Source organism: Rhizobium sp. TAL182 (assembly GCF_002117725.1).
In the GTDB taxonomy this organism is placed as follows: domain Bacteria; phylum Pseudomonadota; class Alphaproteobacteria; order Rhizobiales; family Rhizobiaceae; genus Rhizobium; species Rhizobium esperanzae.
On the sequence record NZ_CP021024.1, the window covers coordinates 229,314 to 252,146 of the forward strand.

Consider the following 22,833-nt stretch of genomic DNA (forward strand, 5'->3'; position numbering starts at 1 on the left):
GATGATTCCGCAGGAGATCATCCGGCGTAAACGCGATGGCGAGGAACTCGACGCCGCCGATATCAGCTCCTTCATCGCAGCGCTCGCCGCCGGGCAGCTGTCCGAAGGCCAGATCGGCGCCTTCGCCATGGCCGTCTGGTTCAAAGGCATGTCAGGCGAGGAAATCGTGGCCCTGACGCTGGCAATGGCCAATTCCGGCGACAGGCTGCAATGGGCTGGCATCGACCGTCCGATCGCCGACAAACATTCGACCGGCGGCGTCGGCGATAATGTCTCGCTGATGCTGGCGCCGATCGCCGCTGCCTGCGGCCTCGCCGTCCCGATGATCTCGGGGCGCGGCCTCGGCCATACCGGCGGCACGCTCGACAAGCTCGAATCCATTCCGGGCTATAGGATCACCCCCGATGCGGAGCTCTTCGGCAAGGTGGTGAAGGAGGCGGGATGCGCCATCATCGGCCAGACCGGAAGCTTGGCGCCCGCCGACGGCAGGCTTTATGCCGTGCGCGACGTCACTGCCACCGTCGATTCCATTCCGCTCATCACTGCCTCCATCCTGTCGAAGAAGCTCGCGGCCGGGCTCGAGACGCTGGTGCTCGACGTCAAGCTCGGCAACGGCGCCTTCATGGCCGACCGCCGTCAGGCGAAGATGCTGGCGCATTCCCTGGTCGAAGTGGCCAACGGCGCGGGCGTGCAGACCTCCGCCTTGATCACCGACATGAATGAGCCGCTCGCCGATTGCGCCGGCAATGCCGTCGAGATGCGCAACTGCCTGGACTTCCTGGCGGGCAGGAAGACCGGCACGCGGCTCGAGACCGTGGTTTTTGCCTTTGCCGCCGAGATGCTGGTGAAATCGGGCATTGCCGCTTCCGCTGAAGAAGCCGATGCGATGGCGCGCCGAGCGCTGTCATCGGGACAGGCGGCCGAAACCTTCGGGCGTATGATATCCATGCTCGGCGGACCGGCCGATCTCGTCGAAAATCCGGAGAGATACCTGGCCAGGGCGCCGGTCGAAAAAGAAGTCCCGGCCGCCCGATCCGGCTGGCTTGCCGCCTGCGACGCGCGGGGTATCGGCATCAGCGTCATCGATCTCGGCGGCGGCCGCCATCATCCGGCAGATCGGATCGATCACCGCGTCGGTTTCTCCGGTCTCCTGCCGCTTGGCACCCGGGTCAATGCGGGCGATCCGATCGCTGTCGTCCACGCTGCTGACGAAGCCGCGGCGGAAAAAGCAGCTGCGGCCCTTGCCGTGCATTATCGCATTGCTGACGAGAAGCCGGAATTGGCCTCCGTCATTGCAGGCCGGGTCTGATGCGGTTTACTGTTTGAGGCTGAGCGAGCCGTCGGCGACGGAATAAGAGGCGAGTTTCTGCAGGAAGCTCATGCCGACCAGCGTGGTCGTCAGCGCGTCGTCCCTGAGCACGAAGGCCTCGACATTCCGGACGCGGATGCCGCCGATTTCGACGCGATCGAGGATCACGTGCGCGGCCTTCGTCTGGCCGTTCGCCGTGTTCACACCATAGCGGAAGTCGAGCTGATTTGCGGTGTAGCCGAGCCGGCGCGCGAGTGTCTCGTTGAGGGCGACATAGGTGGCGCCGGTATCGATCAGCCCTGGCACCGGCTTGCCGTTGATCTTGAAGCTGCCGGTATAGTGCCCCTGCGCATCCGCCTGCAGGCGGATCGTACCAGTGCCGGAAGCGGGCGCCGGTGCAGCGGGTTGGCCGGCGTCGGCCGATACGAAATTGGCGGAGAGACCGTCGGCAGGTTGCTGGCTGACACTTCCAACGAAGGAAGGTACCTGTGTGGCCAGCACCGCGGCGATGCTGGCGAAAATGACGGTACGCGCGAGCATGAAACAGAAATCCTTCCTGTATTAACCCCGCTTCATGCAGGGCCTCATGCTTCCAGCTTGCTAACCCTCAAATCCTGATAACTTGCTAATATCGATAATAAAAAGGCCCGGAGCGAACCGTCCGGGCCACAAAGTCTTGCGATTTGGTAAAGGAAGGCTGAAATTATTTGGTTCCGTACATGCGGTCGCCGGCATCGCCGAGGCCCGGCATAATGTAGCCCTTCTCGTTGAGATGGCTGTCGATCGCCGCGGTGAAGACCGGAACATCCGGATGCGCCGCGCGGAAGTTGCGGATGCCTTCCGGGGCGGCGAGCAGGCAGAGGAAGCGGATATTGTGGGCGCCGCGTTCCTTGAGCTTGTCGATCGCAGCAATCGAGGAATTGCCAGTCGCCAGCATTGGGTCGACGACGATGATCAGGCGCTCGGCCACGTCTTCCGGTGCCTTGAAGTAATACTCGACCGGCTGCAGCGTCTCGTGATCGCGATAGACGCCGATATGCGAGACGCGGGCGGAAGGCACGAGATCGAGCATGCCTTCGAGCAGCCCGTTGCCGGCGCGCAGGATCGAGGCGAAGACCAGCTTCTTGCCTTCCAGGATCGGCGAGTCCATCGTCTGCAGCGGCGTTTCGATCGTTGCCATGGTCAATTCGAGATCGCGGGTGACCTCGTAACAGAGCAGCGTGGAGATTTCGCGCAGCAGGCGCCGGAAACTTCCCGTCGATGTCTCCTTGCGTCGCATGATGGTGAGCTTGTGCTGCACAAGCGGGTGATCGATGACCGTGACGCCGTCCATGGGGAAGCCTTTCATTCTTTCTATCGAATGTTTCTTTCACGGAAATTGGCCCGACCGCAAGAGTGCAGCCGAATTTGCGCCGATCTTCCCCAACCTCCGGAGCCTTTCCCGGTCAGGAAGGGCTCTCACCCTCAAACGCGGGCGAGCAGCGTCTTCCGCGTCTCCTCGTCGACGAAGGCCGCTTCGATTGCGGTGCGCGTCATGGCGTCGATCTCCGCATCGCTGAAGCCGAAAGCTTCAGCGGCGAGCGCATACTCCCGCTCGAGCGACGTGTGGAAGAAAGGCGGATCATCCGAGCTGATCGTCACCGGCACCCCCGCTTCCTTCAGCCGGCGCAGCGGATGCGAAGCGAAATCGGGAAAGACCCGAAGAGCGATATTGGAGCCGGGACAGACCTCGAGCACGGTGCCGAGATCGGCAAGCCGCTTCACCAGGTCGAGATCCTCGATGGCGCGCACGCCATGGCCGATGCGCGCCGGGCGCACCGCATCGAGCGCATCGGCGACGCTGAAGGCGCCGCAGACCTCGCCGGCATGGATGGTAAGCCCGAGGCCGGCATCGCGGGCAATATCGAAGGCTCTGATATAATCGGCGACACGGCCCATGCGCTCTTCACCGGCCAGGTTGAAGCCGGTGATCAAGGGATTGCCGGCCTTTGCCGCATATTCGGCCGCACCGATCACGCTCTCCGGACCGAAATGCCGTTCGCCGGTGACGATCAGGCGGGCCTCGATGCCGCTTTTGGCCTTGGCCCTCCGGATGCCTTCACAGACGCCGGATATATACGCATCTGCGCCGAGCCCGATGCGCTTGCCATGGTCGGGCGACACGATGAGTTCGCTGTAGATCGTGTTGATGGCGGCGAGTTCATCGAGATAGGTTTGGGTCAGAAGCGCATAGTCCTCCTCGGTCTTGTAGACTTCCGAAACCTTGTCGTAACATTCGAGGAAACTTGCGAAATCATGCCAGACATAGGCGCCGTCGCGAAGCTGCCCGCTGATGTCGATGCCGTATTTGCGCGCCTGCGCCTCGGTCAAGGCTGGCGGTGCCGCACCCTCCAGATGGCAGTGCAGCTCGACCTTCTTCAAATGCGATGTCACAGAAAACTCCTTCCGTGCGGCCCGGCCGGAATGCCGAGATGCCGTGCAATGCTTTCGCCGATATCTGCATAGGTGCGGCGCACCCCGATCGAACGCGACCGGATGCCGGGGCCGAAGGCGATAATCGGCACGCGCTCGCGCGTATGGTCCGTGCCGCGCCAGGTCGGATCACAGCCATGATCGGCGGTGAGCACGACCAGGTCGCCGGGTTTCAGCTTCTTGTGGACTTCGGGCAGGCGCGCGTCGAAGGCTTCCAGGGCTGCGGCATAGCCCGGCACATCACGGCGATGGCCGTAGTTCATGTCGAAATCGACGAAATTGGTGAAGACGAGATCGCCGTCGTTCGCCGCGTCGATCGCTGACAGCGACGCATCCATCAGCGCCTCGTTACCTGTCGCTTTGATGACGCGCGAAATTCCCTGATGGGCGAAGATATCGCCGATCTTCCCGACCGCATGCACGTGCCGGCCGTGCTGAAGGAGCCTGTCGAGCAATGTCGGTTCCGGCGGCAGCACCGAAAAGTCGCGCCGGTTGCCGGTGCGCTGGAAGGTGGACGCCGACTGGCCGATGAAGGGCCGGGCGATGACGCGGCCAATATTGTAGGGATCGAGCAGCCCGCGGGCGATACGGCAGAAGGCGAGCAGCCGATCGAGGCCGAAATGCGCTTCGTGCGCGGCGACCTGGAAGACGGAATCCGAAGAGGTATAGCAGATCGGTTTACCGGTGCGGATATGCTCCTCACCGAGACGGGCGATGATCTCAGTTCCCGAGGCATGGCAGTTGCCGAGAATGCCGGGCACATCGCCGGCTCGGCACAACGCTTCTATCAGTTCCGGCGGGAAGGCGTCGCCCTCCGTCGGGAAATAACCCCAATCGAAATTGACCGGTGTCCCCGCGATCTCCCAATGGCCCGAGGGCGTGTCCTTGCCGCGAGAGATTTCGCTGGCCGCGCCATAAATGCCGTAGACCTTTTCCGGCAGGGGCATGCCGGCCGGAAATTGGCCGGAGGCGGCGCGCGCGATGTGCAGAAGCCCAAGCTCCGACATGTTGGGCAGGGAAAGCGGCCCGCTACGCAGCCCAGCGCGGTCTCCGGCACCGGCCGCGCAGAATTCGGCGATATGGCCAAGCGTGTCGGCGCCCTCGTCGCCATAGGCTGCCGCATCCGGCGCCCCGCCGACGCCGAAGGAATCGAGAACGAAAAGAAAGGCGCGCGCCATTTTACCCCCGAAAGGACCGATCGCCGGCCTCCGGACCGTCGGAGGCTGAAGCCCACGCATATAGTGCCGCGCCTGGCTTGGCAAATTCGAGACGGGGAAGGGGTCAGCAGTCGCCGCAGGAGATCGAGTCGCCTTGCCGCTGGCGGTAGAAGTAACTGCGCCTGATGGTAATCGTGCGCATCCCATCCGGCATGAAGTTCGGAGCGAACAGAAACATCGTATAAGGGATGCTGAGTTCGGTCCGAACGAGGAAGCTGTTTGCCGTCTTCATATCGGCCGGCACGTCGCTCACCGTCACATTCTTGGCATAAGGCGTCGTTCCGTCCTGCGCCCAGGACCAGAGTACTTTCGCATTGGCGCCGGCGTCGATTGAAATTCCGGTGATTTTCAGCGTCAGCGATGTTGAATTGTAGGGCACGAACATCGCCGTTGCGACCGACGGCATCTGCGCGAGTGCGCTCTTCGTAACGGATTGCTGCTGGGTGACGAGGTCGGCGATCGAACCAGCGGCGCGTGTCGCGCGCTTGCTGACGCTGAGGCCGATCGTAATCTCGAAAGCGCCGATATAGAGCATGACGAGCACGGGAAAGAGGATCGCGAATTCGATCGCTCCGGCGCCCTCGCGCTCTCGCGCCAGCCGACGCGCCTGCTGTACCAGTCTGGTGAACGGGTTGCGCATCGCCATTATGGATACTGCTCGTTCTGGAAGGCGGAGGTGGCGATAATCAGATATTGCGTCGGCATCGAACCGTCCGACGGACGGATCGTCGTGATATAGGGCCGGACCAGATCCGTGATGATTTCCCATCGATAGTAGGCGCGCAGCATGTTGATCGTGCCGGCACCGCCAGGCGTATATTTGAAGGCGGCGGTATTGATGTCGGCATATCGGTCACTGGAAACCTTGGGGATCGTCGTCGGAATCGCCGAGAAGGAGCCGAACGTCTGCACATCCACGTAAAGCTTGCTCGGCGTGGCGGCTTCGCTGGTCGAGCAGCTGATCAGGATCGAGATCTCGTTGCAGAACGCCTGGCGGAATTGCGTCCGGCTCATATCGGTCGTACGGCCGAGATTGTAGGTGATCTGCCCGGTCCGCATCCGGCGGCTCATCGTATCGACGGCGTTGGAGACGAGTTCTTCGGCGGCGAAGGCGATGAAGGTTTCGAGGATCGCGAAGATCACCAGGAAGTAGGGGATGGCAAGCAAGGCAAATTCGATTGCCGCTGCGCCGTCGCGCGACCGGGCGACAGCGCGAAACTGGGAGAAACGGTTCGGCGCAAAGGCGCGCTTTCTATCCGTCTTCTGATCAACTACCGTCATTGCCTGGACCCGAGCGACATCTCTGCCTGCCACACTAGGGTCCGTTCGTTGATTTTCCGTTTCAGGCCGATACGACGATTTTAACGAATGGCAGAAGATCCGAACCGGGCCGATCAGGGTGACGTGGTGCCGGCGGCCGCTTGCTGCGCATGCTGCTCGCAATTGGGCGTGCAGGACAGCACGGAGCGCTCGGTCTGCCGGTAGACGCGCACCGTGTTGCCCTCGTCTATCGACACAAGGATGCGCTCGTCGAGGATCGCATTGCCGTCGGCATCCAGAAGAACCAGATTGGTGGTGCCGAAGCTGCGGCCTGTCAGCACGATCGTCTTGGCATCGGCTACGGTCGCGTCGGCGACCTGGGCGTTGCCGACGATGACCTTGCTGACGGGGCGGTCGAGCTTCAAGACGCGCGCGTGATCCATATAGACGCGCAGCATGTCATCGTCTGCGGCCGAGGAAACTCCCGAAATACCGGAAACGGCGATCATGCCGGCAAAGAAAATGGTTTTGCCGCTCGATGACATCTGGTCCTCTTTCACGATCACAGCGCAATAGGCACATAGAATGGAAAAAAATGGTGAATGAAGCCTTAAACTCACCATGCTGTTTCGCGGTGAAGCAGGATGATCTGATTTGGCACTGGTTCCGGGCAGTGTAGGTTGCGGCTGGATGCAATGCCTGTGTTATTTCAAGATGAATCCCGTCGTTAACCTTTGAATATCATTAAATATTGAGTGAAATGAATAAGGTAAAGCTTACCCTGCAGGAGCCTCCGGCGGCTTTCACATGCCGTTAACTCTTTTTCTTAAGCCGATGGAAACGCCCATTCATTAGATTGCGGTTCATCCGATCAACGGCAACAGTTGGCGGACGTGCTGAACATCAACTGGAGTTAGGAGTACCCATGACCAAGCTTTTTAGCCGTTTTCTGAAGGACGAATCCGGCGCGACCGCAATCGAATACGGCCTGATCGCAGCCCTCATTTCCGTAGCGCTCATCGCCGGCGCCACAACCCTCGGCGAGAAGATCGGCAACACGTTCAATGGTCTGAGCACCAAGATGGACGACGCCACCACGGCGGTCAACTAAGCGAGGCGCCGCGAGGCGGCACCTCCCTGATTCTGGCCGGATCTGATCTGGCTGGTCTATCGAGCGGGCTCACGCGCTGAACGGCCGTGAGCCTTTTCGCATCTTGCTATGATCGGGTATACGCATGATCGCAGCTACAGTCTTTGTCATACTGCCACTCTGCCTCGCCATGGCGGCCTTCTCGGATCTGTTCACCATGACGATCCCGAACCGTATTTCCCTGATCCTTGTTGTCTCTTTCCTCGCACTGGCGCCGTTTTTTGGTCTCGGCCTGCAGGCGATCGGCACGCATCTTGCCGCCGGCGCGATCGTCTTTACCGCATGCTTCGCTCTTTTTGCCTTTAATGTGATGGGCGGCGGAGACGCAAAACTGTTGACCGCCACCGCGCTCTGGTTCGGCTTGAACGAATCCTTGCTTTTCCTGATGACCGATGTTGCCATCATCGGCGGCCTCCTTACCCTGCTCATCCTGCTGGTGAGGGGACAGTCGAATACCATCCTTGCGATCGGACTGCCGGTGCCGAACTCTTTGCTGCTCGCCAAGAAGATCCCATACGGCATCGCCATCGCGATCGGCGGCTACATGGCCTTCCCGTCCTCGCCGCTCTTTATCGCTGCACTGGAAAGCCTGAAATAACGCATTTTAAATGCCCGTTAACTTAAAATGTAAGCATTCCATTAACCATAATTACACCAATTGCTGAGCATTCTGCAGGGCGAACATATCGTGCCCTGGGGAATGATCGATGAAACCGGCCCGCCTTATAATTCTCGCTGTCGCCGTGGCGGCAGCCGGCCTCGCCGGGCTCCTGGCAATGCGCATGAGCGGCAGTGGTGGCGTCGTCACGCGGGTGCAGTCGGTTATCGAGAAAGAACCCACCGTTAACATCCTCGTTTCGAGCAAAAATCTGCCGGTCGGAGCAAGGCTGGGCGACGACACGGTGCATTGGATGGCCTGGCCGCAGGGCGGCGTGGTCCAGGGCTTCATCACCGAGGCTGACAAGCCGGATGCAATCAAGGATCTGCAGGGCGCCGTCGTGCGTCTGCCGATTTTCGAAGGCGAGCCGATCCGGCCTGAAAAAGTCGCCGATTCCAGCAGCCGCATCCTGTCCTCGCTGTTGCCGGCCGGCAAACGCGCCGTTGCGACCGAGATATCTGTGGCAACGGGCGCCGGCGGTTTCATCCTGCCGAACGATCGCGTCGATGTCATCATGGTCCGCAAGGGTACCGAGGCCAACAAGCTCATCACCGAGACGGTGCTGAGCAATGTGCGCGTTCTCGCCATCGACCAGCAGATCCAGGAAAAGGACGATGGCTCGAAGACGGTGGTCGGCACGACCGCAACGCTCGAGCTGACCCCGGACCAGACGAAAGTTCTCGCCGTTGCCCAGCAGATGGCTGACCGGCTTTCGCTCGCTCTGCGCTCCGTCGCCGATGCGCAGGAGCAGGATACCAGTGCGGCGGACTATCTGCTGAGCGGCGACAACGGCAGCGCGATCATTCAGGTCATCAAGTCGGGCTCCATCGTGACGGATGCCGGCGCAGCGCCGAAGGCGGAGTAAAGGGACGTGCAAATGGGTAATTCAACACGGCGCGCCAAGCTTCTCCTGACAGGCTGCCTCTCGCTGGCAGTCGGCGCGACCGGCATGGCACCGGCCTCTTTCGGACCGCTTCTCGTTGTCAGTGAGGCGCGTGCCGCGGAAAGCCTTGTCCGCATCTCGCAAACTGGCCCCGACGCCCATCGCCGGCTGAAGCTCGGGCTGAACAAGGCCGTCGTCGTCGATCTGCCGGAGGATGCCCATGATATCCTCGTCTCCGACCCGACAATGGCCGATGCCGTGACCCGCACTTCGCGGCGCATCTACCTATTCGGCAAGAAGGTCGGCCAGACGAATATCTTTGTCTTCGGCGCCGGCGGGCAGGAGGTCGTCAATCTCGACATCGAGATCGAGCGCGATGTCTCCGGTCTTGAAACCAATCTCCGCCGTTTCATTCCCGACTCCAACATCAAAGTCGAAATCGTCTCCGACAATATCGTGCTGACCGGCACCGTTCGCACCCCGCAGGATGCCACCCAGGCGGCCGATCTAGCGCAGGTCTTCCTGAAGGGCGGCGAAGCGACGACGAGAACCGAGACGGCATCCGGCACCGGCGGCGACAGCTCGGTGGCGCTCTTTGCCGAAGGCCGCCAGACGTCGCAGGTCGTCAACCTCCTGCAGATCCAGGGCGAGGACCAGGTCACCCTCAAGGTGACGATCGCCGAGGTTCGCCGCGAGGTGCTGAAGCAACTCGGCTTCGACAATCTCGTCTCCAATTCTTCCGGCATGACGGTTGCTCAGCTTGGCGCTCCGAGCGCTGACAGCGCCACAGCCACCGTCGGCGGCGGCCTGGCGGCTCTCTTCAAGAGCTCGATCGGCAAATATGACATTTCGACTTATCTCAACGCGCTGGAGCAGGCCAAGGTGGTCAGGACCCTGGCCGAGCCGACATTGACGGCGATATCAGGCCAGGCGGCAACCTTCAATTCCGGCGGCCAGCAACTCTATTCGACGACCGACAATGACGGCAACATCACCGTCGTTCCCTTCAACTACGGTATCAACCTTGCCTTTAAACCGGTGGTGCTGTCGTCTGGACGCATCAGCCTGGAGATCAAGACCAACGTCTCCGAGCCGGTGGCCGGCAGCGGCAACGCCACCTATCAGCGCCGCTCGGCGGAGACCTCGGTGGAACTCCCCTCCGGCGGCTCGATCGCGCTGGCCGGCCTGATCCGCGACAATGTTTCCCAGACGATGGGCGGCACGCCCGGCGTCTCGAAGATCCCGCTGCTCGGCACGCTGTTCCGCCAGAAGGGCTTCGAACGTCAGGAAACCGAGCTTGTCATCATCGCCACGCCCTACCTGGTGCGTCCGGTGGCGCGCAATCAGCTCAACCGGCCGGATGACAATTTCAGCCCTGAGAATGACGGCGCAACCTTCTTCCTCAACCGTGTGAACAAGGTCTATGGCCGCCGCGAGGCACCCGTCGCCGACGCGCAGTTCCACGGCTCGATCGGGTTCATCTACAAATGAGCGGGGCACGATCGGCAGCAATGGCACAAAACAGAGATCAGGCGATGGCCCACATCAATGCGACGACACACCAGCTCGGTTACTCCAGGGCGCTTTTTACCACGGCGGTCATGTCGGTGGCGATCCTCTCCGGATGTGCCGGTCCGCATGACCAGCTGACGACAGGCGGGATTCCTGACGACTACCGCGCCCGCCATCCGATCATCGTCACCGAGGCCGAGCAGACGGTGGATATACCCGTCGCCTCGACCGACCGCCGCCTGACCATCGCCCAGCGCGACCTCATCCGCGGCTTTGCTGCCAATTACATTTCACGCGCGTCGGGCCCAGTTTACGTCCTGTCGCCGGAAGGTTCGCCCAATTCCGCGGCCGCCTATCAGCTGCGCAATCAGGTGCGTGCCGAACTGACGACAAGAGGGATCGCGAGCTCGAAAATCATCAATACCTCCTATGCCGCTGCCGGTGCCGGCGATGCAGCGCCGATCCGGTTGAGCTTTACCGGTACGACCGCGATCACCACGCAATGCGGCCAGTGGCCGAAGGATATCTCGAACGATCTCGCCAATCAGAACTATTATAATTTTGGCTGCGCCTCGCAGAACAACCTCGCCGCCCAGATCGCCAATCCGGAGGACCTGGTGGCGCCTCGCGGCATGACCCCGATCGATGCACAGCGGCGCAACAACGCCATCCAGGAATACCGGACGACGACAACGACGATCGAGGATGTCGCCGGCAGCGACAGCAGCTTCTGAGGCGGAACGGGACGATGAGCGCGATCGAATACGAAATCAGGAACCCCAGCGAACTTCACCACGCCGAAGAGGCGGTGCGGATGGCGGATTTGGAAGCTATGCGGCCGTTGCCGCGCATCTCCGTTCACGCCTTCTGCGAGAGCGAGGCCCTGCAGCATGTCATGGAACGCTGCGCCAATGATCGGCGCATGGCGAAGGTAAGCATGCGCATCACCAGCGGCGGCATAGCCGCTGCCGCCAATATGTTCGCCGCCGCGCCGACGCCGAACCTGATCATCCTCGAGACCAAAGCCAATTCCGGAAGCCTGCTCGGCGAACTTGCGCCGCTCGCCGCCGTCTGCGACCCGACCACTAAGGTCGTGATCGTCGGCTACTACAATGATATCGGGCTCTATCGCGAACTCATCCGCAACGGCATTTCCGAATATATGGTTCAGCCGGTCGCCATGCCCGACATTCTGACGGCAATGGCCTCGATCTTCGTTGATCCGGAAGCCGAGCCGCTCGGCCGCAGCATCGCCTTCATCGGCTCGAAAGGCGGTACCGGCGCCTCGACCATCGCGCATAATTGCGCTTTCGGCATTTCCAATCTTTTCTCCACCGAGACTATACTCGCCGATCTCGACCTGCCCTATGGCACGGCGAATATCGATTTCGATCAGGACCCGGCTCAAGGAATCGCCGAAGCGGTCTTTGCGCCTGATCGGCTCGACGAGGTCTTTCTCGACCGCCTGCTGACGAAATGCTCCGAGCACCTTTCCCTGCTTGCCGCACCCTCGCTGCTCGACCGCGCCTATGATTTCGATGGCCAGGCTTTCCAGCCGGTGCTCGACGTCCTGCAGCGCAGCGCGCCCGTCACCGTGCTCGACGTTCCGCACGCGTGGTCGGAATGGACGCGCTCGGTTCTGGCGAGCGTCGACGAGGTGGTCATCACGGCGGTTCCCGACCTTGCCAACCTGCGCAACACCAAAAACATGCTGGACGCGCTGCGCAAGATGCGGCCGAATGACAAGCCGCCGCATCTGATCCTCAATCAGGTCGGCATGCCGAAACGTCCGGAGATCTCGCCGTCGGATTTCTGTGAGCCGCTGGAGGCCGATCCGATCGCGATCATTCCCTTTGACATCAACCTCTTCGGCAACGCCGCCAACAGCGGCCGGATGATCTCGGAAGTCGATCCGAAGTCGCCGACGGCCGAAACCTTTTCGCAGATATCGCACATCGTCACCGGCCGGGTCGCCATCAAGAAGGCGAAGAAGGGCGGCCTGCTCGGCCTCCTGAAGCGGAAATAGATCACCAGAATGAAGAGATCGGATTAAGCGGCATGTTTGGAAAACGCGGAAACGAAGGTTTCGGAAAGGCCGGAGGCGCGATTGCTCCTCCGCCGCCGGCCCCGGCCGCCGCCGCCGTGGCCTCTTCTCCTGCCGTCCTCGTCGAACCCCAGCGCGAATCCTCGCGCCAGCAGGTGACGCCGCCGCCGATGCAGGCGCCGCAGCGCAAGCGACCGGTTCGCACCGACGAATATTACGACACCAAACAGCAGGTCTTTTCCGCGCTGATCGACACGATCGATCTCTCGCAGCTCTCCAAGCTCGATGGCGAAAGCGCGCGCGAGGAAATCCGCGACATCGTCAACGACATCATCACCATCAAGAACTTCGCGATGTCGATCTCCGAGCAGGAGGAACTGCTCGAGGATATCTGCAACGACGTTCTGGGCTACGGTCCGCTGGAGCCGTTGCTGGCGCGCGACGACATCGCCGACATCATGGTCAACGGCGCCGGCCAGACCTTCATCGAAGTCGGCGGCAAGACGATCGAATCGGAAATCCGCTTCCGCGACAATGCGCAGCTTCTCTCCATCTGCCAGCGCATTGTCAGCCAGGTCGGCCGCCGCGTCGATGAATCGAGCCCGATCTGCGACGCGCGCCTGCCCGATGGCTCGCGCGTTAACGTCATCGCGCCGCCGCTGTCGATCGACGGGCCGGCGCTCACCATCCGCAAGTTCAAGAAGGACAAGCTGACGCTCGATCAGCTCGTCCGTTTCGGCGCGATCACGCCGGAAGGCGCGACCGTGCTGCAGATCATCGGGCGCGTGCGCTGCAACGTCATCATCTCGGGCGGCACGGGTTCGGGTAAAACGACCCTGCTGAACTGCCTCACCAACTATATCGACCGGGACGAGCGCGTCATCACCTGCGAGGACACGGCCGAACTGCAGCTGCAGCAGCCGCATGTCGTGCGTCTCGAAACGCGCCCGCCGAATATCGAAGGCGAGGGCGAGATCACCATGCGCGATCTCGTCAAGAACTGCCTGCGCATGCGTCCCGAACGCATCATCGTCGGCGAAGTGCGCGGACCTGAAGTCTTCGACCTCTTGCAGGCGATGAACACCGGTCACGACGGCTCGATGGGCACGATCCACGCCAACACGCCGCGCGAATGCCTGAGCCGCATCGAATCGATGATCGCCATGGGCGGCTTCTCGCTACCGGCAAAGACGGTCCGAGAGATCATCTCTACCTCCGTCGACGTCATTATCCAGGCGGCGCGCCTGCGCGACGGTTCGCGCCGCATTACCCAGATTACCGAGGTGATCGGCATGGAAGGCGACGTCATCATCACCCAGGATCTGATGCGCTACGAGATCGATGGCGAGGATGCGGGCGGCCGACTGATCGGCCGGCACATGTCGACCGGCGTCGGCAAACCGCATTTCTGGGATCGGGCTCGTTACTTCAACGAGGAAAAGCGCCTGGCCGGCGCCCTCGACGCGATGGAAGCGAAATCGAAGGAATAGGGTGATGTTCGGATTCGATCCGGTAGTCCTGGCAATCGTCATCCTCGCCGCTGTCTCCGCCGCGGCGGTCGCCTATGCCCTGTTGTTTTCCCGGATCGAGGCCGACAAGAAATCGGCAAGCCGCATCAACCGTGTCAAATCGGCCGAGGTCGACCGCGCCAAGGTCAAGGCTGCCCGCGACCGGGTGCAGGAGATGTCGAAGCGGCGCAAATCGGTGCAGGACAATCTGAAGGATCTGGAAAAGCGCCAGAACGAAAAGACCAAGAAGACCCTGTCGATGAAATCGCGGCTGGTGCAGGCCGGCCTGACGGTCACGCTGACGCAGTTCTATCTCTTCAGCGCCATTTTCGCTTCGGTGCTGCTGTTCATGGCTTTCATCATCGGCGCTTCGTGGCTGGTCATGATCGGCATCGCTTTCGTGGCCGGACTCGGTCTGCCGCGTTGGGTCATTGGTTTCCTGATCAAGCGCCGCCAGAATAAGTTCCTCAACGAATTCCCCAATGCGCTCGATGTCATCACCCGTTCGATCAAATCGGGATTGCCGCTCAACGATGCGATCCGCCTCATCGCCACTGAGGGCACTGAGCCGGTGAAGAGCGAGTTCCGCCGCGTGATCGAAGCTCAGCAGGTTGGCCTCAGCATTCCCGACGCCTGCGCCCGCATGACGCTCCATATGCCGCTCCAGGAAGTCAACTTCTTCGCGATTGTCATCGCTATCCAGTCACAGGCTGGCGGCAATCTCTCCGAAGCGATCGGCAACCTGTCAAAGGTGCTGCGCGAGCGCAGGAAGATGAAGGCCAAGGTCTCGGCGCTGTCGATGGAAGCCAAGGCGTCCGCCGTCATCATCGGCGCTCTGCCCTTTATCGTCGCGACCCTCGTTTACCTCACGTCGCCGAACTACATGATCGTCCTTTTCACCGATCCGCGCGGCCATTTCATCATGGGCGCCTCGGCGGTCTGGATGTCGATCGGCATCCTCGTCATGCGCAACATGGTCAATTTCGACATCTAGCGGGAGAGAAGCACCGTGTCGCAGGATCTTGCCGCAACGCTGACCAATCCGAGCATGCTGATCGCTGTCTTCGTCGCGATCGCCGTCTTCGCGACTTTTTACACGATCGCCGTCCCCTTCTTCGAGCGCGGCGATCTCAACAAGCGCATGAAAGCCGTCTCGACCGAGCGCGAGCAGATCCGCGCCCGCGAACGCGCCCGCATGAACACGGAACCGGGTGCCGGCAAGACTTCGCTCAGGAATCAGAACAACCGCTCGGTCCGCCAGATCGTCGAACGCTTCAACCTGCGTAAGGCGCTCGTCGACGAAAACACGGTCAACAAGCTGCGCGCCGCCGGTTTTCGCTCGGAAAATGCGTTGAATACCTTTCTCGTCGCGCGCTTCCTGCTGCCATTTCTCTTCCTCGCGCTCGCCTGCTTCTGGGTCTTCGGTCTCGGCGGCCTTGCTGATCGCGGCATGCCCATGCGCATGCTCGCCGTCATCGGCATCGCCTATCTCGGCTTTTATGCGCCGAATATCTATATCTCCAACCGCATGAGCAAGCGTCAGCACTCGATCAAGCGCGCCTGGCCGGATGCGCTGGACCTGATGTTGATCTGCGTCGAATCCGGCGTCTCGATGGAGGCGGCGATGCGTCGCGTGTCGGAGGAACTCGGCGAGCAGTCGCCGCCGCTTGCCGAGGAGATGGTGTTAACCACCGCCGAACTCTCCTTCCTGCCGGATCGCCGTGTGGCGCTCGATAATCTCGCCGCACGCACGCAGCTCGAGCTCGTGCGCTCGGTGACCCAGGCGCTGATCCAGGCGGACCGCTACGGCACGCCGGTTGCACAGGCCCTGCGCGTTCTGGCTCAGGAAGGACGCGACGAGCGGATGAACGAAGCGGAAAAGAAGGCGGCCGCCCTGCCGCCGAAACTGACGGTGCCGATGATCCTGTTCTTCCTGCCGGTGCTGATCGCCGTCATCCTCGGCCCGGCCGGCATCCAGGTGGCGGATAGGTTCTGAACCGCAGGGGGCCTTCGACCCGCGTGACCGGCGCTGGCATAGCTGGTAAACGGGATGGGGCGGTCGGGAGCACGGAAGTGGCCGCTGCTTTTTCCAGCGCAATCCGATCCCGAAAGAGAGGTTTCGATGTCTTCCGCAGGCATTTTCATCAGCATCATGGCAGCCTTGGTCGTCGGCGCGATGAGTCCCGGCCCGAGCTTCGTCGTCGTCTCCAGGATCGCCATCTCGCGTTCGCGGCTGGATGGACTTGCGGCCGCATTCGGCATGGGCGCCGGCGGCGTCGTTTTCGCCGGCCTGGCGCTCGCCGGTCTGACGGCATTGCTGTCGCAATTCGAATGGCTCTATGTGCTGCTCAAGGTAGCGGGCGGGGCTTATCTCCTCTACATCGCCGTCAATATCTGGCGAGGCGCCGCAAAGCCGATCGAGCTTTCCGATGCCGACAATGGCTATCGTGCGCCCATGCGCAGCTTCATCACCGCATTGCTGACGCAGCTCAGCAACCCGAAGACGATCATCGTCTACGCCAGTCTCTTTGCGGCGCTTCTGCCGAGAACGGTGCCGCTCGATCTCCTCGTGGCGCTGCCGGTCGGCGTTTTCGCGGTGGAGGCGGGGTGGTATTCGATTGTGGCGCTCGCCTTTTCGGCCCGCCACCCGCGGCGGCTCTATCTCCATGCCAAGGGCTGGATCGACAGGGCCGCCAGTGCGGTGATGGGCGGCCTTGGTCTGCGGCTCATTCTCTCGGGCCTCAGCGTCAGGTAGAACAGGCGGAGAAGGCCTGGTCATCCGGCAAAATGACGAGATCAGTTGGTGTTGCTGCCATCGGCTGCGCCCGGCGGCTTGTCCTTGGCAGCGAGCTTCTGCCAGGAATTCTGCTGCGAGAGCATGCCCCTGAGATAGGCGACATTGGCATCGGCCTGCTGCGGCGAAAGCTCCCGCCGCGCGATCTGTTCCGCTTCCGCAAAACGCCCTTGCAGGCCGACGACGAGGGCAAGATTCTGCCGGACGCGGCTGTCGGCGGTCGGCTGGCCGGCGGCGGAGCGCAGGTAGGTTTCGGCCGTGCGCAGATCGCCGGTCAGCACATAGGACATGCCGAGATTGGAAAGGATGGAAGGTTCGTTCGGCTGAATGTCGAGCGCGTCGCGGTAGCGCTGCCGGGCCTCGCTTGCCCGGCCCATCTGGTCGAGGATTGCGCCTTCGGCCGAGATCAGCCTCCAGTCGGGACGATCGGGTGTCTGGGCGCGGCCGATCGTGTCGAGCGCCTGCTGGAACTGCCCGGCCGCCGCCTGCGCCTTGCCGTAAGCCGCCAGCACATTGCGGTCGCCCGGATTGGCGATTGCCACCTGCTGCATGACGGCGAGCGCCTGCGCGTCGCGGCCGCTCATGCGCAGCAGGTTGGCATAGTTGACGCCGTTGACGGGATCGCGTGGATTCTTTTCATAGGCCTGGCCGATCCGGTCCGTCGCCGAGCGCAGCTCGGTCGCATCCATCTCTTCGACCGGCTTGGTAAGCTTCGGCACCGAGCCTGTCGTCATCCGGTCCTTGGCCGTCGTCGAGCAGCCGGCAAGCGCGAGGATGATCAGCGAAGCTGCTGCGCCGCGCAGGATATGGTTCATAGATATGGTGATGCGCGAGGCAGGCATGTTGCGTTCCTGATTCCGAAATCGGCGCCTGACCTAGAAGCGGAACAGGGAAAGGTTTGACGCAATCTTCGCTCCAGCAATAGTCTGTTAACCCTAACAGACCGTTAAGGAACGATTCCTGGCGACCGCCGAAGGACAATCATGGCCCCCTATCAGTTCATCGAAAGACCGACTCCTTTCAACACGAAGGGCGGCTCGACGCTGCCGATCTTTGCCGTCACGCCTGCCCACATCGAGACCGGCACGATCGATCCGATTGCGCTCGATTGGGCGCGCAAGGCGGGCTACAAGGCCGAAAGCGGCTCGCTCTTGCTGATCCCGACGGCCGACGGCCATCTCGGCGGCGCGCTTTTCGGCCTCGGCACCAACCCGTCGGAACAGCCCTACATCACCGGCAGGCTGGCCCGTGCGCTGCCCGCCGGCGACTGGCACATCGAGACCGCGCCGCTGACGGCGAATCGCCTCGCCCTCGGCTTCGGGCTCGGCAGCTACCGTTTCGATCGCTACAAATCGGAAAAGTCGCCGGCAGCGACCTTGATGATTCCCCGCGATGCCGACGGCGCCGACATCAAGCGCCAGCTCGCCGGCGTCTTTCTTGCCCGCGACCTCATCAATACGCCGACGAACGATATGGGGCCGGACCAGCTCGAGGCCGCCTTCCGCGCCCTGGCCGGGCACTATAAGGCGGAACTATCGGTCATCACGGGCGATGAACTGCTTACGCAGAATTTCCCGCTGGTCCATACCGTCGGCCGCGCCAGCGTTGACGCGCCGCGCCTTCTCGAACTGCGCTGGGGCAAGAAGGGTCATCGCAAGGTGACGCTCGTCGGCAAGGGTGTCTGCTTCGATACCGGCGGTCTCGATATCAAGCCTGCCGCCTCGATGCTGCTGATGAAGAAGGACATGGGCGGCGCGGCGAATGTCATGGGGCTCGCCCTGATGATCATGGACGCCAAGCTGAAGGTCGATCTGCGCGTCATCGTCCCGGTGGTCGAAAACGCCATCTCCGCTAATGCCTTCCGCCCCGGCGACATCTACCGCAGCCGAAAGGGCCTGACCGTCCAGATCGACAATACCGACGCCGAAGGCCGTTTGATCCTGGCCGATGCGCTTGCCTATGCCGACGAGGAAGAGCCCGACCTTTTGATCGACATGGCGACGCTGACAGGGGCTGCCCGCGTTGCCCTCGGTCCGGATCTTCCGCCCTTCTTCACCGATGATGCCAATCTGGCCCATGATCTGACCGAAGCAAGCCTGGAGACGGACGATCCGATCTGGCGCCTGCCTCTCTATGCCGGCTACGAAAGGGATATCCGCGCCAAATTCGCCGACCTGACCAATGCCCCGGCCGGTGGCATGGCGGGGTCGATCACCGCCGCGCTTTTCCTCAAGCGCTTCGTCAGCAAGACCAAGAGCTGGGCGCATTTCGACATTTACGGCTGGGCTCCGTCCGAACGCCCGCATTCGCCGGGCGGCGGCGAGGCACAGGCGATCCGCGCGCTCTTCCATCATATTCGCGGGAGCCTGCGCTGACGGATGCAAGAGATGTCGCGCCGCCGCTTCACGCGGTGGCCTCGCGGCCAATCGTTAAAATTTTATTCACCCTGCCGGGCGGCAGTTCCCGCCGCCTCTTGCATGTCCATTGCAACTGCCGGAAAATGAAACGCTAGCGTAACGATTTCCGGAGGGGCCGTGCCGATCGAACTGACCGCCTCGCAGGCGCTGGGGCTTTGGCATGGCGTGGCGCTCGATCAGGTTCGTCATGACGACCGCGATTTGACATTGCGCCAGATGGCGATCCTGCTGCATATTTATCTCGTGCCGCCGCCCCACACGGTGCGCGGGCTTGCCGCCACGCTCAACGTCACCAAGCCTGTCATTACCCGCGCCTTGGATACGATGGGTGAGATGGGCCTGGTTGATCGCGTGCGCGACGATGCCGACCGCCGCAATGTGATCATCAAACGCACCGTCGGCGGTGCGCTTTATCTGGAAAAGCTCGGCGATCTCGTGCGGGATCAGGGCCGCCGGCTGCCGATCTGAAAGGAAGATAAATGACGATGCTCGACCGCCGCCTGCATGCCTATCGGCCGGATCTCGCGGAAGCGGGGCTCGAGGGCAAGGTGGAGGCGTCGCGATTTGTGGAAGGCGCCGCAGCGCGTGTTGCCCTTCCCGTCGCCGCCCTGCGCCCTGAGCCGGACCTTGCCCGCGGCATCGATACGGAACTGCTCCTCGGCGAGGATGTGAGCGTTTTCGATCGAGCCGACGGCTGGTGCTGGGTGAAAGCTGTCTCCGACGGCTATGTCGGCTATCTCAAGGCGGAGGCGCTCTCGCAAACCGGGCCGGCGCCGACCCACATCGTCACCGTCCAGCGCACCTTCCTCTATCCGGAGCCGGAGCTGCGCAAGCCGCACCGGGCCATCCTGTCGATGGGAAGCCGCGTACACGTCGCCGGCGAGGCGGAGGTGCGCGGCAATCACTACGTCGTGCTGACGGACGGCACGGCGATCTTCGCCAGGCACGTGCAGCCGATCGGCGCTCTCGAGGGTGCCGATTATGTCGGTATCGCCGCCCGTTTCCTCGAGACACCCTATCTCTGGGGCGGCCGATCCGGCCTTGGCATCGATTGCTCCGGCCTCGTCCAGCTGGCGATGCTGATGACCGGCAGACAGGCGCCGCGTGATGCCGACATGCAGGCGGCCGGACTCGGCGAGCCGATCGACCGCTCGGAGATCCGCCGCGGCGACCTGGTGTTCTGGAAGGGCCATGTCGCCATTTTCGAGGATCCCCAAACCATTCTCCACGCCAACGGCCATAGCATGACGGTGGCGCGTGAGAATTTCGAGGCGGCCGTCGAGCGCATCGGCTCGCTATACCAACGGCCGACCGGCTATCGCCGCCCATTTAGCTAAGTAATCGGCCGCTGCGGCCAGACGCTCACGCCGCCGGTCCAATCCTCGAAAGCTTTCGACAGTCTGAGCACCCGCATGTCGTCGAAACGCGGTCCGACGATCTGCAGCCCGATTGGCATGCCCGACCGTGAGAAGCCGCAATTGATCGAGGCGGCCGGCTGTTCCGACATGTTCCACGCTACGGTGAAGGCGATATGTTCGAACGGCCTCGTCGGATCGTTGGTCGGCGATGCCCATTCGGCCGGATAGGAGATGATGGGATTGGTCGGCGAAAGCAGGGCGTCGACCGTGGTGAACAGCCGTCCGCAGCTCCTGCGCATTTCGATCGTCTGATTGAAGCCTCTGACGGCATCGACGCCGCTAATATCGGCGCCGACCTTCGCCCAATCCCGGATATAGGGCAGGATGCTGTCGCGCCGCTCTTCGTTAAGCCCTGCGATATCGCTCCACAGACGGGCGCGCCAGAACGTGTCGAGCCCGTCAAGCATCGCGCGCGTCAGCACCGGTTGAACGGAGACGATGGTCACGCCGGCTTTCTCGAAACGTTTCGCCGCCGATTCGACCGCGACCCTGATCTCATCATCGACAGCAAACCCGCAGCCGGCATCGAGCATCAGGCCGATCTTCATGCCTGACATGTCGACAGCGAAATCCATCCAGTCGAAATCGTTGGGCGGCAGGCTGGTGCCGTCGCGCCAGTCGGGTCGCGACAGCGTCGCCATGGAAAAAGCGGCGTCCTCGACGGTGCGCGTCATCGGGCCGAGACAGCGCCCGACATAATAGGGATCGGCCGGAATGCGCCCATGGCTCGGCTTGAAGCCGAAGATGCCGGTCCAGCCGGCAGGAAGCCGCACCGAACCGCCGATATCCGTGCCGATGTGCAGCGGCCCGTAACCGGCCGCCGCCGCGGCCGCGGCGCCGGCGCTCGATCCGCCGGGATTCTGCGCGATGTTCCAGGGATTGCGGCTGAGAGGATGAAAGCTCGACAGGCCGGAGGAAAGCATGCCGTAGTCGGGACAGGTGGTCTTGGCGAAGATCACCGCGCCGTCCTCGCGCAGCCGCGCGGCAGCCGGCGCGTCGGCCTCCGCCGGCTTTGGTTCCACCGCCCTGGTGCCGAGCGGCACCGGCTGGCCCTTCGTCGCGATCAGTTCTTTCAGCGTGACCGGGATGCCGTCGAGCGTGCCGAGCGTTTGTCCCTTCGCCCAGCGCTCCGTCGAAGCTTTCGCCTGCACGCGCGCCGCCTCCGGGTCGTAGAGGTAGAGTGCGGAGATCGACGGCTCCCAGGCGGCGATATGGTCTTCGAGGAAGAGCCAGTATTCGAGCGGCGAGAGGCTCTTATCGGCGAAGCGTCGCCTGAGTTCACGGATGGTAAGGTCGGTTTCGGCCATCGGAGCTTTGTTTCGGAAGGACATCAGCGGCTCGCTTCACGTGGATCGAGACGATCGCGCAAGCCGTCGCCGAGCATGTTGAAGCCAAGGACGGTGAGCGCGATGGCAAGGCCGGGCAGGACCGCCAGCCAGGGGGCCAGCGCCAGATAGGTTTGCGCATCCGCAAGCATCCGGCCCCATGTCGGCGCCGGCGGCGCCATGCCGAGCCCGAGAAAGCTGAGGCCGGCCTCGGTCAGGATCGCCAGTCCGAGCTGGATGGTCCCATGCACGATGATCTGGCCAATGATGTTCGGCAGCACATGGTGCAGCGAAATGGTCAGGCGCGTATTGCCGATCGCGCGCGCCGCCGTCACATAATCGCGGCTCCAGGCCTGCAGCGAGGTTGCCAGCGTTACCCGGGCAAAGACCGGAATCATGAAGACGGCGATCGCTGTGATCGCGGTGAACCGCCCCGGCCCGAGAAAGGCGCCGAGCACCATGGCCGACAGGATCGGCGGCAAGGCGAAGATGACGTCGCAGATGCGCATCAGCAGCGCTTCGGCTGGACCCCGGATCGCCGCGGCGGAGATGCCTGATATCGAGCCAAGCGTCCCGCCGATCGCAACCGCGGTGATGGCGACCGACAGGGAGTTCCAGCATCCCGCCATCAGCATCGAGGCCACGTCGCGGCCGAACTGATCCGTGCCAAGCAGGCCGAAGGCGAGCGGCGGCTGCAGTTTATGGATGATCTGCATCTTCGCCGGCGGCAAGGGTGTCCAGACGAGCGACAGCAGCGCAACGGCGACCAGCAGGCCAATGATCACCGCTCCGGATATCAAGTTAATTCGCCGGCTAAGTTTTAAAGCCCGGCGACTGATGATGGTGGCGGAAATGACGGAAGTCAT

Annotated in this window: 24 protein-coding genes; 14 read left to right on the forward strand and 10 right to left on the reverse strand. The window is 62.4% G+C overall.

Annotated elements, in window-relative coordinates:
- The first annotated feature begins 1 nt into the window (after position 1).
- Complete coding sequence (deoA, locus tag Tal182_RS01140; protein ID WP_064800284.1) at positions 2 to 1,309, forward strand: thymidine phosphorylase; 1,308 nt, start codon at positions 2 to 4, stop codon at positions 1,307 to 1,309.
- Positions 1,310 to 1,315: 6 nt separating this feature from the next.
- Here deoA and Tal182_RS01145 read toward each other — a convergent pair whose 3' ends face one another.
- The 7 genes from Tal182_RS01145 to Tal182_RS01175 all read right to left on the reverse strand — a co-directional run bounded on the left by Tal182_RS01145 (position 1,316) and on the right by Tal182_RS01175 (position 6,803).
- Positions 1,316 to 1,849: a TIGR02281 family clan AA aspartic protease gene (locus tag Tal182_RS01145; RefSeq protein WP_085857803.1), complete on the reverse strand. Its 534-nt coding sequence runs from the start codon at positions 1,847 to 1,849 to the stop codon at positions 1,316 to 1,318.
- A 163-nt stretch (positions 1,850 to 2,012) separates the two neighbouring features.
- Entirely contained in the window at positions 2,013 to 2,642 is a 630-nt protein-coding gene (upp, locus tag Tal182_RS01150; protein ID WP_020920114.1) for a uracil phosphoribosyltransferase, read from the reverse strand.
- 131 nt (positions 2,643 to 2,773) lie between these two features.
- On the reverse strand, positions 2,774 to 3,742 hold the full coding sequence (locus Tal182_RS01155) for an adenosine deaminase (RefSeq protein WP_085857804.1): 969 nt from the start codon (positions 3,740 to 3,742) through the stop codon (positions 2,774 to 2,776).
- Positions 3,739 to 4,959: a phosphopentomutase gene (locus Tal182_RS01160; RefSeq protein WP_085857805.1), complete on the reverse strand. Its 1,221-nt coding sequence runs from the start codon at positions 4,957 to 4,959 to the stop codon at positions 3,739 to 3,741. Before Tal182_RS01160 ends, Tal182_RS01155 begins: the two co-directional genes overlap by 4 nt.
- A 103-nt stretch (positions 4,960 to 5,062) precedes the next feature.
- On the reverse strand, positions 5,063 to 5,644 hold the full coding sequence (locus Tal182_RS01165; RefSeq protein WP_064800288.1) for a TadE/TadG family type IV pilus assembly protein: 582 nt from the start codon (positions 5,642 to 5,644) through the stop codon (positions 5,063 to 5,065).
- A complete protein-coding gene (locus Tal182_RS01170; RefSeq protein ID WP_064800289.1) occupies positions 5,644 to 6,279 on the reverse strand; it encodes a TadE/TadG family type IV pilus assembly protein in 636 nt (211 codons plus the stop codon). The genes Tal182_RS01165 and Tal182_RS01170 overlap by 1 nt, the downstream gene beginning before the upstream one ends.
- A 113-nt stretch (positions 6,280 to 6,392) precedes the next feature.
- The gene (locus Tal182_RS01175; protein WP_064809269.1) at positions 6,393 to 6,803 is read right to left on the reverse strand and encodes a pilus assembly protein N-terminal domain-containing protein; all 411 of its coding nucleotides are present in this window, start codon (positions 6,801 to 6,803) and stop codon (positions 6,393 to 6,395) included.
- Between the two features lie 380 nt (positions 6,804 to 7,183).
- Between Tal182_RS01175 and Tal182_RS01180 the strand changes: the two genes are divergently transcribed.
- The 10 genes from Tal182_RS01180 to Tal182_RS01225 all read left to right on the forward strand — a co-directional run bounded on the left by Tal182_RS01180 (position 7,184) and on the right by Tal182_RS01225 (position 16,768).
- A complete protein-coding gene (locus Tal182_RS01180; protein ID WP_085857806.1) occupies positions 7,184 to 7,369 on the forward strand; it encodes a Flp family type IVb pilin in 186 nt (61 codons plus the stop codon).
- Between the two features lie 124 nt (positions 7,370 to 7,493).
- A complete protein-coding gene (locus tag Tal182_RS01185; protein WP_085857807.1) occupies positions 7,494 to 8,006 on the forward strand; it encodes a prepilin peptidase in 513 nt (170 codons plus the stop codon).
- A gap of 109 nt (positions 8,007 to 8,115) precedes the next feature.
- Positions 8,116 to 8,931 carry a Flp pilus assembly protein CpaB gene (cpaB, locus tag Tal182_RS01190; protein WP_064800292.1) on the forward strand — a complete coding sequence of 272 codons (816 nt, stop codon included), beginning with the start codon at positions 8,116 to 8,118 and terminating at the stop codon, positions 8,929 to 8,931.
- Between the two features lie 12 nt (positions 8,932 to 8,943).
- Complete coding sequence (locus tag Tal182_RS01195; RefSeq protein ID WP_085857808.1) at positions 8,944 to 10,440, forward strand: type II and III secretion system protein family protein; 1,497 nt, start codon at positions 8,944 to 8,946, stop codon at positions 10,438 to 10,440.
- Positions 10,437 to 11,195: a CpaD family pilus assembly lipoprotein gene (locus Tal182_RS01200; RefSeq protein ID WP_085857809.1), complete on the forward strand. Its 759-nt coding sequence runs from the start codon at positions 10,437 to 10,439 to the stop codon at positions 11,193 to 11,195. Before Tal182_RS01195 ends, Tal182_RS01200 begins: the two co-directional genes overlap by 4 nt.
- 14 nt (positions 11,196 to 11,209) lie before the next feature.
- The gene (locus tag Tal182_RS01205; RefSeq protein ID WP_085857810.1) at positions 11,210 to 12,487 is read left to right on the forward strand and encodes a CpaE family protein; all 1,278 of its coding nucleotides are present in this window, start codon (positions 11,210 to 11,212) and stop codon (positions 12,485 to 12,487) included.
- A 32-nt stretch (positions 12,488 to 12,519) separates the two neighbouring features.
- Positions 12,520 to 13,995: a CpaF family protein gene (locus Tal182_RS01210; protein ID WP_064800296.1), complete on the forward strand. Its 1,476-nt coding sequence runs from the start codon at positions 12,520 to 12,522 to the stop codon at positions 13,993 to 13,995.
- A gap of 4 nt (positions 13,996 to 13,999) precedes the next feature.
- The gene (locus Tal182_RS01215; RefSeq protein WP_011423602.1) at positions 14,000 to 15,007 is read left to right on the forward strand and encodes a type II secretion system F family protein; all 1,008 of its coding nucleotides are present in this window, start codon (positions 14,000 to 14,002) and stop codon (positions 15,005 to 15,007) included.
- A gap of 15 nt (positions 15,008 to 15,022) precedes the next feature.
- Positions 15,023 to 16,009 (forward strand): type II secretion system F family protein, encoded by a 987-nt coding sequence (locus tag Tal182_RS01220; protein ID WP_085857811.1) that lies wholly within the window; start codon positions 15,023 to 15,025, stop codon positions 16,007 to 16,009.
- Between the two features lie 126 nt (positions 16,010 to 16,135).
- Positions 16,136 to 16,768 (forward strand): LysE family translocator, encoded by a 633-nt coding sequence (locus Tal182_RS01225; RefSeq protein ID WP_085857812.1) that lies wholly within the window; start codon positions 16,136 to 16,138, stop codon positions 16,766 to 16,768.
- 41 nt (positions 16,769 to 16,809) lie between these two features.
- On the opposite strand, the gene Tal182_RS01230 is transcribed toward Tal182_RS01225, so the two are convergent.
- On the reverse strand, positions 16,810 to 17,649 hold the full coding sequence (locus Tal182_RS01230) for a tetratricopeptide repeat protein (protein WP_064809274.1): 840 nt from the start codon (positions 17,647 to 17,649) through the stop codon (positions 16,810 to 16,812).
- Positions 17,650 to 17,790: 141 nt separating this feature from the next.
- Here Tal182_RS01230 and Tal182_RS01235 point away from each other — a divergent pair, with 141 nt between their 5' ends.
- The 3 genes from Tal182_RS01235 (at position 17,791) to Tal182_RS01245 (ending at position 20,561) form a co-directional block, all read left to right on the forward strand.
- Positions 17,791 to 19,182, forward strand: coding sequence for a M17 family metallopeptidase (locus tag Tal182_RS01235; protein ID WP_085857813.1), 1,392 nt, complete (start codon positions 17,791 to 17,793; stop codon positions 19,180 to 19,182).
- 159 nt (positions 19,183 to 19,341) lie between these two features.
- The gene (locus tag Tal182_RS01240; protein ID WP_011423607.1) at positions 19,342 to 19,692 is read left to right on the forward strand and encodes a MarR family winged helix-turn-helix transcriptional regulator; all 351 of its coding nucleotides are present in this window, start codon (positions 19,342 to 19,344) and stop codon (positions 19,690 to 19,692) included.
- An 11-nt stretch (positions 19,693 to 19,703) separates the two neighbouring features.
- A complete protein-coding gene (locus tag Tal182_RS01245; RefSeq protein WP_085857814.1) occupies positions 19,704 to 20,561 on the forward strand; it encodes an NlpC/P60 family protein in 858 nt (285 codons plus the stop codon).
- Here Tal182_RS01245 and Tal182_RS01250 read toward each other — a convergent pair.
- Positions 20,558 to 21,949: an amidase gene (locus Tal182_RS01250; protein WP_085860764.1), complete on the reverse strand. Its 1,392-nt coding sequence runs from the start codon at positions 21,947 to 21,949 to the stop codon at positions 20,558 to 20,560. The genes Tal182_RS01245 and Tal182_RS01250 overlap by 4 nt on opposite strands.
- Before the next feature lie 23 nt (positions 21,950 to 21,972).
- Positions 21,973 to 22,833 (reverse strand): ABC transporter permease, encoded by an 861-nt coding sequence (locus Tal182_RS01255; RefSeq protein ID WP_085857815.1) that lies wholly within the window; start codon positions 22,831 to 22,833, stop codon positions 21,973 to 21,975.

Excerpts from the sequence above, each read along its gene's own strand:
- Tal182_RS01185 (WP_085857807.1), top strand. The coding sequence starts at position 7,494 with ATGATCGCAGCTACAGTCTTTGTCATACTGCCACTCTGCCTCGCCATG.
- Tal182_RS01245 (WP_085857814.1), top strand. The coding sequence starts at position 19,704 with ATGACGATGCTCGACCGCCGCCTGCATGCCTATCGGCCGGATCTCGCG.
- Tal182_RS01225 (WP_085857812.1), top strand. The coding sequence starts at position 16,136 with ATGTCTTCCGCAGGCATTTTCATCAGCATCATGGCAGCCTTGGTCGTC.
- Tal182_RS01180 (WP_085857806.1), top strand. The coding sequence starts at position 7,184 with ATGACCAAGCTTTTTAGCCGTTTTCTGAAGGACGAATCCGGCGCGACC.
- Tal182_RS01165 (WP_064800288.1), bottom strand. The coding sequence starts at position 5,644 with ATGGCGATGCGCAACCCGTTCACCAGACTGGTACAGCAGGCGCGTCGG.
- Tal182_RS01160 (WP_085857805.1), bottom strand. The coding sequence starts at position 4,959 with ATGGCGCGCGCCTTTCTTTTCGTTCTCGATTCCTTCGGCGTCGGCGGG.
- Tal182_RS01205 (WP_085857810.1), top strand. The coding sequence starts at position 11,210 with ATGAGCGCGATCGAATACGAAATCAGGAACCCCAGCGAACTTCACCAC.
- Tal182_RS01210 (WP_064800296.1), top strand. The coding sequence starts at position 12,520 with ATGTTTGGAAAACGCGGAAACGAAGGTTTCGGAAAGGCCGGAGGCGCG.
- Tal182_RS01230 (WP_064809274.1), bottom strand. The coding sequence starts at position 17,649 with ATGCCTGCCTCGCGCATCACCATATCTATGAACCATATCCTGCGCGGC.
- Tal182_RS01235 (WP_085857813.1), top strand. The coding sequence starts at position 17,791 with ATGGCCCCCTATCAGTTCATCGAAAGACCGACTCCTTTCAACACGAAG.
- Tal182_RS01195 (WP_085857808.1), top strand. The coding sequence starts at position 8,944 with ATGGGTAATTCAACACGGCGCGCCAAGCTTCTCCTGACAGGCTGCCTC.
- Tal182_RS01200 (WP_085857809.1), top strand. The coding sequence starts at position 10,437 with ATGAGCGGGGCACGATCGGCAGCAATGGCACAAAACAGAGATCAGGCG.
- upp (WP_020920114.1), bottom strand. The coding sequence starts at position 2,642 with ATGGACGGCGTCACGGTCATCGATCACCCGCTTGTGCAGCACAAGCTC.
- Tal182_RS01250 (WP_085860764.1), bottom strand. The coding sequence starts at position 21,949 with ATGGCCGAAACCGACCTTACCATCCGTGAACTCAGGCGACGCTTCGCC.
- Tal182_RS01255 (WP_085857815.1), bottom strand. The coding sequence starts at position 22,833 with ATGACTTCCGTCATTTCCGCCACCATCATCAGTCGCCGGGCTTTAAAA.
- deoA (WP_064800284.1), top strand. The coding sequence starts at position 2 with ATGATTCCGCAGGAGATCATCCGGCGTAAACGCGATGGCGAGGAACTC.
- Tal182_RS01175 (WP_064809269.1), bottom strand. The coding sequence starts at position 6,803 with ATGTCATCGAGCGGCAAAACCATTTTCTTTGCCGGCATGATCGCCGTT.
- cpaB (WP_064800292.1), top strand. The coding sequence starts at position 8,116 with ATGAAACCGGCCCGCCTTATAATTCTCGCTGTCGCCGTGGCGGCAGCC.
- Tal182_RS01170 (WP_064800289.1), bottom strand. The coding sequence starts at position 6,279 with ATGACGGTAGTTGATCAGAAGACGGATAGAAAGCGCGCCTTTGCGCCG.
- Tal182_RS01145 (WP_085857803.1), bottom strand. The coding sequence starts at position 1,849 with ATGCTCGCGCGTACCGTCATTTTCGCCAGCATCGCCGCGGTGCTGGCC.
- Tal182_RS01215 (WP_011423602.1), top strand. The coding sequence starts at position 14,000 with ATGTTCGGATTCGATCCGGTAGTCCTGGCAATCGTCATCCTCGCCGCT.